Consider the following 7,915-nt stretch of genomic DNA (forward strand, 5'->3'; position numbering starts at 1 on the left):
GCGCCGAGCGCGGCGTACGGCGTCACGCGCTCGTCCGGACCGATGACATTGCCGCTGGCGGTGCGGCGGTTCACCGCTGCGTCCACGAGCGCCAGCACCGACGGCGACGGCGTCACCGGCGCGTCATGCGAGAGCGTCCAGGGCAGACCCTGCTTCTCGAGGGTGTTCGCGGCCGCCGACTTGTTGGCGCGCTCCGCGCCCCACAGCCGCGTGCCCTCGTGGCGGTTCCAGGCCACCAGCGAGCCATTGCTCTCGGTGCCGAAGATCGCATCCTTGTCGCCGTCGATGCCGTCGGCGCCCGCAGCGCGCTGCGTCCAGGCCACCGAGCCCCGCGCCACGTTCACGCAGCCCACGGTGGACTGGAAGGACCGGGCGCAGACCGATTCGCCCACGCGGCTGGCGTTGCCGACCAGGTCCACCAGGCGCTCGACGTCGTTGGTGCCGCGCGAGCTGGCCAGCGGGGCCTCCCAGCGGGCACTGCCGTTGTCGGGGTTCAGGCCCACCAGGCGGCCGGACAGGCCCACCACCAGGGTGTCGCCCACCGCCAGCAGCACGCCGTCCTGGCGCAGCACCAGGGGTTCGCCGGGACGCTGCTGCGTCCACAGGCGCTTGCCCGTGGCCGCATCGAAGGCGGTCACGGTGCGGTCGGCGGCCAGCACGAACACGCGGCCACCGGCCACCAGCGGGGCGGTGAAGACCTGCGAGGCCATGGGCTGGCGCCAGCGCTCGCGACCGGCATCGATGGCGATGAGCGCATTGCTGCGCGCCACCACCGCGGCCAGCTTGCCATCGCTGCCGACACCGGCAGACAGCGGCTCGGCCAGGGCCAGGCGCCAGACATCGGCGCCGGTGCGGGCGTCGATGGCCGCCACGGTGCCATCGGCCGAAGCCAGGGTCACCGTCGTGCCATTGACACGCACGTCCAGAGACAGGCCGGCCACCGAGCCGACCTTGCCAGTCCAGGCCTGGCGCACGCCGAGCACCGGCACGTTGGCGCCGAGGTCGGCAGGCACCGGCTTGGAGGAGCCGCCCCAGAAGGAGCCGCTGGGCATCATCGAGCAGCCGGCCAGCGATGCCGCCAGGGCCAACAGCACCAGGCCGCGGGCGGCGCTGCCACCCTTCTTCATCCGGGAGAGGGCGCGCGCGCTCATTTGGCAGCCTCGGCCGTCTTGGCGGCGGCCTCCGTCTCGGCGGCGGGGTTGGCGCCCAGCGAATTGAGCTTGACCTCCACCAGGCGGCGGTATTCCACGTCTTCGCTCATGGCCTTGTAGGCCTTGGTGTACTGGGCCAGGGCTTCGGTGCGCTTGTCCTGCAGCATCAGGATGTCGCCACGGTGGTCCGCAGCCACGCCGTCGAAGGCGGCGGGCAGCGAGCCCGAGAGCTGGGCCAGCGCCTCGTCGTACTTCTTCTGCTCGGTCAGCACGGCGGCCAGGCGCAGCTTGGCCAGGGCCTTGAAGCCGTCGTCGCCCGCATTCGCCGCCACCCAGGCCAGCACTTCGCGCGCCTCATCGGGCTTGGCAGCCTCGATCAGGCCGCGGGCCACCAGGAAACCGGCCTGGGCCGCCTGCGGCGTGCCGGCATAGCTGGCCTTGAGGTCGCCAAAGGCCTGCTCCACGCGCGCCTGGTCCTTGGCGCGGTTGGCCACGTCGACGGCATCGAACAGCGCCGCCGCCTTGGTGGCCTGGCGGCTCTGCCAGTACTGGTAACCGTTCCATGCCGCCAGCGAACCGCACACCACGATCAGCACGCAGCTGATCAGCGTACCCCACTGGTTCCAGAAATGCTTGAGCTGGTCGAGTTGTTCCTGCTCTTCGAGGTCTAATTGATTTGCCATGGAGGGTAGGTAAGGATTAACGGGTGGATTGTAGGGTGGCGGCCCAATCGGCCACATTGGCGAGCGGCTGCTCCACCTGGGCACCTCCTGCGCCATCGCGCAGGGACTTCACGGTGACGGTGCCGCGGGCGAGTTCGTCATCGCCAAACACCAAAGCATACTGCGCGCCGCTGTTGTCGGCCTTCTTGAACTGGGACTTCATGCTGCCCATGCCTTCGCTAGCCGTGGCCGCACCGTGCATCTGCACCTGCACGCCCGCTGCCCGCAATTGTTCCAGCACCCGGATGGCGGTCGGCAATGCAGTGCGGCCGGGGATGACGGCATAGGCGTCCGGCACCAGCGCCGGCACCTGGGCGCCCTGCTCCTTGACCAGCTCCAGCACGCGCTCCACGCCCAGGGCCCAGCCCACGGCGGGCGCCGGCTTGCCGCCGATCTGCTCGATCAGGTAGTCGTAGCGGCCGCCGCCGCAGATGGTGCCCTGCGAGCCCAGTTGTTCGGTGATGAACTCGAACACCGTGAGGTTGTAGTAGTCCATGCCGCGCACCAGGCGCGGGTTGACCGTCCAGGCCACGCCATTGGCGTCCAGGATGGCCTTGACCGCATCGAAGTGGGCCAGCGACTCGGCACCCAGGAAGTCGATGAGCCGGGGCGCGGCATTCACCAGCGCCTGCATGGCCGGGTTCTTGGTGTCCAGGATGCGCAGCGGGTTGGCGTGCAGGCGGCGGCGCGCCTCCTCGTCGAGCTGGTCGATGTTCTGCTCGAAGTAAGCGATCAGCGCCGCACGATGCGCCTTGCGCTCCTCGGGCTGGCCCAGGCTGTTGAGCTCCAGGCGCACGTTGGTGAGACCGATGTCCTTCCACAGCGCATTGGCCAGCAGGATCAGCTCGGCATCCACCTCGGGGCCGCCAAAGCCCAGGGCCTCGGCACCGATCTGGTGGAACTGGCGGTAGCGGCCACGCTGGGGACGCTCGTGGCGGAACATCGGGCCCATGTAGTACAGGCGCTTGCCGCCCTCGTAGAGCATGGAATGCTCGACCACGGCGCGCACCACGCCGGCCGTGGCCTCGGGGCGCAGGGTCAGGCGTTCGCCGTTGAGGCGGTCCTCGAAGGAGTACATCTCTTTCTCGACGATGTCGGTGACCTCGCCCAGGCCGCGCACGAACAGCGGCGTGGGCTCGACGATGGGCGTGCGCATGTTGCGGTAGGCGTAGCGCGCCATCAGCTGGCGCACCTTGTCCTCCAGCCACTCCCAGCGGGCGGAATCGGGCGGCAGGATGTCGTTCATGCCCTTGACCGCCACCAGCTTCTCGGGCTTGGCGGCGGCAGCGGCGGATACGTCTTTACTCACGGCAATGGGCTTCCAGTTGGATAGGGATACGGGAGGCGGCTTTCGGGAGCCGCCTCGCTGGGCCGTTCAGGCCCGCAGGGTGCGATTGTCGCAGGGGCGTCGGCCGCCGCCGGGTCAGGCGAGTGCGCTGTCGGGCGCATCCACCGCCGGGGCAGCCACCGGATGGGAGCCGCCGAAGCGCTTTTCGATGTAGTTTTCGACCACCTGGTGGAATTCGTTGGCGATGTTCTCGCCGCGCAGGGTCATGGCCTTCTCGCCGTCGATGAAGACAGGCGCCGCCGGTGCTTCGCCGGTACCTGGCAGGCTGATGCCGATGTCGGCGTGCTTGCTTTCGCCCGGGCCGTTGACGATGCAGCCCATCACCGCGACCTTGATCTTCTCCACGCCCGGGTACTTGACGCGCCAGACCGGCATCTGCGCGCGCAGGTAGTCGTCGATCTGCTTGGCCAGTTCCTGGAAGGTGGTGCTGGTCGTGCGGCCGCAACCAGGGCAGGCCGTGACGCTGGGCACGAAGACGCGCAAACCCAGCGATTGCAGGATCTCGGAGGCCACCACCACCTCTTGCGTGCGGGCCTCGCCGGGCTGCGGCGTGAGGGACACGCGGATGGTGTCGCCAATGCCCTCCTGCAGCAGGATGGAAAGCGCCGTGGCGGAAGCCACCGTGCCCTTGGTCCCCATGCCGGCCTCGGTCAGGCCCAGGTGCAGCGCGTAGTCGCAGCGCTGCGCCAGGGCGCGGTAGACGGAAATCAGGTCCTGCACGCCACTGACCTTGCACGACAGGATGATCTGGTCGCCGTTCAGCCCCATTTCCTCCGCGCGGCGTGCCGACTCGATGGCCGAGGTGATCAGCGCCTCGTACATCACCTGGCGCGCTTCCCAGGGCTTGGCACGGCGGCTGTTGGTGTCCATCAGCTGGGCCAGCAGTTCCTGGTCCAGGCTGCCCCAGTTCACGCCGATGCGCACGGCCTTGTCCCAGCGGATGGCGGCCTCGATCATCTGGCCGAACTGGCGGTCGCGCTTGTCGCCCTTGCCCACATTGCCGGGGTTGATGCGGTACTTGGACAGCGCCTGCGCGCAGTCCGGGTAGTCCGTCAGCAGCCGGTGGCCATTGAAGTGGAAATCCCCCACCAGCGGCACGGTCTCGCCCATGCGGTCGAGCTGCTCGCGGATGTAGGGCACGGCCTGGGCTGCCTCGGGCGTATTCACCGTGATGCGCACGAACTCGGAGCCGGCCTGCGCCAGTTCCTTGACCTGGATGGCCGTGCCGATGGCATCCACCGTATCGGTGTTGGTCATGGACTGCACGCGCACCGGCGCGTCGCCCCCGACCGTGACCACGCGCGAGCCCCAGACCACACGGGCCTGGCGGGAGCGCCGGGGGGCGGGCTGGGCAATGGCAACCGGGGCCAGATCGGTCAGGAGCTTTTCGTCCACTTATTTCACCTCGAAGCGCGCGACATTCTCGCGCGAAATGGTGGTCAGCGCGAACGGCTTGCCACGCACGAACACATCGGTCACGTCGGCCCGGCCGACCACCACCTTCAGGGGGAGCGCGCCCGAAACGGCCACCGACTCACCCACTGCCAGATTGCGCTCCAGCGCAATGGTTCCATTGGCGTCGCGCACCTGCACCCAGGAGGCGCCGCGCGCGCTCAAGGTCAGCACGCTGGAGGCCGATACCGCAGCCGCATCGGGGGCCGACGCCGCAGCGGCCACGGCCGGTGCCGCTGCAGCACTGGCCGCCACGGCTGCCGCAGGTGCGGAAGGGCTGACGGCAGGGGCCGAAGCCGGCGCGGTCACCGCAGCCGTGGTGGGCAGCGCAGCCGCGGCCGGGTCCGAAGCCGCAGCCACCGGGGGCTGGGGTTCCTGAGCGGACACCGGAGGAGCGCTCGGCGCATCGTCGCCCGCACTGCCGCCGAACGGGTTGCGGTCGGCCGGCACGAACATGATGGCCAGTGCGCCGACCAGCAAGGCCAGCACCACCACGGTGATGGCCCAGGACTTCTTGCCGCCCGAGGACGCCGGGGCAAAGGAGCCATTGCCAGCGCTGGAGCTGCTGCCCTTGACCGGCGCATTGATCCCGGCATTGCCCGCCACCAGGCGCGGGCTCTTGCTCTGCGGCAGCAGCGCCAGGATGGGCGCCGCATCGATCTTGAGGGTACGGCACACGCTCGATGCCAGGGCGCGCACGAACACCGTGTCGGGCAGCATGGCGAAATTGTCGGCCTCCAGGGCTTCCAGCTTGGCGACCGGCACCTTCAGGGCCACGGCCAGCGCCGCGATGTGCAGGCCCGCTTCCATGCGCGCCTCGCGCAGCAGGGCCCCTGCCGTGCGCCCTCCTGCCGCCCCTGGTACTTCTTCGTGCACCGAAACCCCTGCCACCGAATCACTCATTGAAAGCCCCACGCTGATAGGCACCCGTCTCACGCGCTTCCGGGAAGCGCCTGCGCAATTGATCACCCAACTGGCGCAGGGCGACCGTGTCACCCAGGCCATGCTCGACCTTGATGCCCAGCCACAGCGTTTCTGCATTCGCGAACTCGCTGTTGTTCAGGCGGCGGATGTAGAACTGCGCCCGCGTGAGCTCATTGCGGCGCATCAGCAGATTGGACAGGTGGTAGCCCACCACGGGGTTGGACGCATCGAGCTCATAGGCCTTGAGCAGCGACTGCTCGGCCTCGGCCACCTGGCCGGCTTCCACCTGGCACAGGCCGCGCGCCATCAGCGTCTTGCCGCGCGCCGTATAGGCCGGGGTGGCCAGCGCCGTCACGAAGCTCTGGTCGGCCTCGGCGTACTTGCGCTGCTGGCAGTGCAGCCAGCCCAGGTTGTGCAGCAGGTTGGGGTCGTTGCTGCGCAGACCGAGCGCGCGGCGAAAGCTTTCCTCGGCCTGGCCGAACTCGTTGAGCCGCAGGTAGATCAGGCCGCGCAGGTTGAAGGCGTCGGAATAGGTGGGGTCGGCCACCAGGGCCTGCTTGACCTCGTCAAGGGCCACGGTGGTCTGCCCGTTCTCGAAGTAATTGGTGGCCAGCTCCAGGCGGATGCGCGCGCGCCGGCGCGCCTCGGGCTCATCGGAGGGCGTGAAGACCGCGTTGCTGCCCTGGTTGGCCGATGCACCGCCACTGCTGGTGGTGGTGCAGCCCGAAAGCCCCACCATGCACGCCACCACCCCGCAGGCCAGGAGCGCAAAGCGCCCCACGCACTGCCAGCGTTCAGCCAATCCCACCATGTAGAGCCTCCTTCAAGTTTGATGTGTCAGGTCACCGGTTTGAGCGCGATTGTGCGCTGTCTGGCCATGCGTTCCGCCGCTTTTGTGCGATCTTTGACGTCGCCGGCCAATTGGCCGCAGGCGGCGTCGATGTCATCGCCGCGCGTCTTGCGCACCGTGGTCACGATGCCCGCGTCGCTCAGCAGTTTGCCAAAGGCCATCACCTGCGCCTGCGAAGAACGCAAAAGGCCCGACGCGGGAAACGGGTTGAACGGGATCAGGTTGAACTTGCAGCGCACGCCCTCGCCGCGCGCGGGCTTGACCAGGTCGATCAGCTGCTGCGCATGCTCGATCTGGTCATTGACCCCGTCCAGCATGCAGTATTCGAAAGTGATGAAGTCGCGCGGCGCATGCTCCAGGTAGCGGTTGCATGCGGCCAGCAGTTCTTCGATCGGGTATTTGCGGTTCAGCGGCACCAGGTTGGCGCGCAGCGGATCGTTGGGCGCATGCAACGACACGGCCAGCGCCACCGGGCAGTCCTGGGCCAACCGGTCGATCATGGGCACCACGCCCGAGGTGGACACCGTCACGCGGCGGCGCGACAGGCCATAGGCATGGTCGTCCAGCATCACGCGCAGGGCCGGCACCAGGGCCGTGTAATTCTGCAAGGGCTCGCCCATGCCCATCATCACCACATTGGAGATGATGCGTTCGCTCTTGCCCAGGCGCTTGCGCAGCGCATGCTCGGCAAACCACAGCTGGGCCACGATCTCACCGGTGGTGAGGTTGCGGCTGAAGCCCTGGTGGCCGGTGGAGCAGAAACGGCATCCCACGGCGCAGCCGGCCTGGGAGGAAATGCACAGCGTGCCGCGGTCGTCCTCAGGGATGAAGACGGCCTCGACCGCATTGCCATCGCCCACGTCGAACAGCCACTTGACGGTGCCATCGGCCGAGACATGCTCGGTGATGACCGGCAACGCCTGCACATGCGCACAGCCCTTGAGCTTGTCGCGCAGGGCCTTGGCCAGGTCGCTCATGGCGTCGAAGTCGTGCGCGCCACGCTGGTGGATCCAGCGGAACAGCTGGGTCGCGCGAAAGCGCTTCTCACCCAACTTCTCGCAGAATGCGGCCAGGCCGTCGAGGTCGAACTCGAGCAGGTTGGTCGTGGTGGCGGTGGTCGCCGCTGCCTTGACGGCAGGAACAGCGTTCACCGCGGCGGTCGTTTCGATCGTGGTCGTCAAAGCGGCGTCCCTTCGGGTAACCGCTCGCAGTCGTCCCCATGGTGCGGCCGCCCCACCGGGGTGGGCTCAAGCATGGGGACCACCATCTCAGCGGGAGTAGATGTTCAGGCCGGGGAAGAAGAAGGCCACTTCCACGGCAGCCGTTTCGGCAGCGTCCGAACCGTGCACGGCGTTGGCGTCGATGCTGTCGGCGAAGTCGGCACGGATGGTGCCCTTCTCGGCCTTCTTCGGATCGGTCGCGCCCATCACCTCGCGGTTGCGCCCTTCGGTGATGACCACCCGGTACC

At 68.4% G+C, this 7,915-nt stretch carries 8 protein-coding genes; all 8 read right to left on the minus strand.

The annotated features are described in order from the left end of the window. On the minus strand, positions 1-1,127 hold a 1,127-nt coding region (locus ACK59X_RS31340), incomplete at its 3' end, for a PQQ-binding-like beta-propeller repeat protein (protein ID WP_409962844.1). A 20-nt stretch (positions 1,128-1,147) separates the two neighbouring features. After that, positions 1,148-1,834 (minus strand): YfgM family protein, encoded by a 687-nt coding sequence (locus tag ACK59X_RS31345; RefSeq protein ID WP_409962837.1) that lies wholly within the window; start codon positions 1,832-1,834, stop codon positions 1,148-1,150. A gap of 16 nt (positions 1,835-1,850) precedes the next feature. Continuing rightward, complete coding sequence (gene hisS, locus ACK59X_RS31350; RefSeq protein ID WP_409962846.1) at positions 1,851-3,119, minus strand: histidine--tRNA ligase; 1,269 nt, start codon at positions 3,117-3,119, stop codon at positions 1,851-1,853. Between the two features lie 177 nt (positions 3,120-3,296). Then, entirely contained in the window at positions 3,297-4,592 is a 1,296-nt protein-coding gene (gene ispG, locus ACK59X_RS31355) for a flavodoxin-dependent (E)-4-hydroxy-3-methylbut-2-enyl-diphosphate synthase (protein ID WP_409962848.1), read from the minus strand. A gap of 24 nt (positions 4,593-4,616) precedes the next feature. Next, positions 4,617-5,564 (minus strand): helix-turn-helix domain-containing protein, encoded by a 948-nt coding sequence (locus ACK59X_RS31360; RefSeq protein WP_409962839.1) that lies wholly within the window; start codon positions 5,562-5,564, stop codon positions 4,617-4,619. 4 nt (positions 5,565-5,568) lie between these two features. Then, the gene (pilW, locus tag ACK59X_RS31365) at positions 5,569-6,408 is read right to left on the minus strand and encodes a type IV pilus biogenesis/stability protein PilW (protein ID WP_409962840.1); all 840 of its coding nucleotides are present in this window, start codon (positions 6,406-6,408) and stop codon (positions 5,569-5,571) included. 26 nt (positions 6,409-6,434) lie between these two features. Next, a complete protein-coding gene (rlmN, locus tag ACK59X_RS31370) occupies positions 6,435-7,598 on the minus strand; it encodes a 23S rRNA (adenine(2503)-C(2))-methyltransferase RlmN (RefSeq protein WP_409962850.1) in 1,164 nt (387 codons plus the stop codon). Positions 7,599-7,715: 117 nt separating this feature from the next. Further along, positions 7,716-7,915: nucleoside-diphosphate kinase (locus tag ACK59X_RS31375; RefSeq protein ID WP_409962842.1), on the minus strand; the 200-nt coding region annotated here is incomplete at its 5' end.

Origin of the sequence: Acidovorax sp. (assembly GCF_046339755.1) — a bacterium.
Lineage (GTDB): Bacteria > Pseudomonadota > Gammaproteobacteria > Burkholderiales > Burkholderiaceae_C > Acidovorax.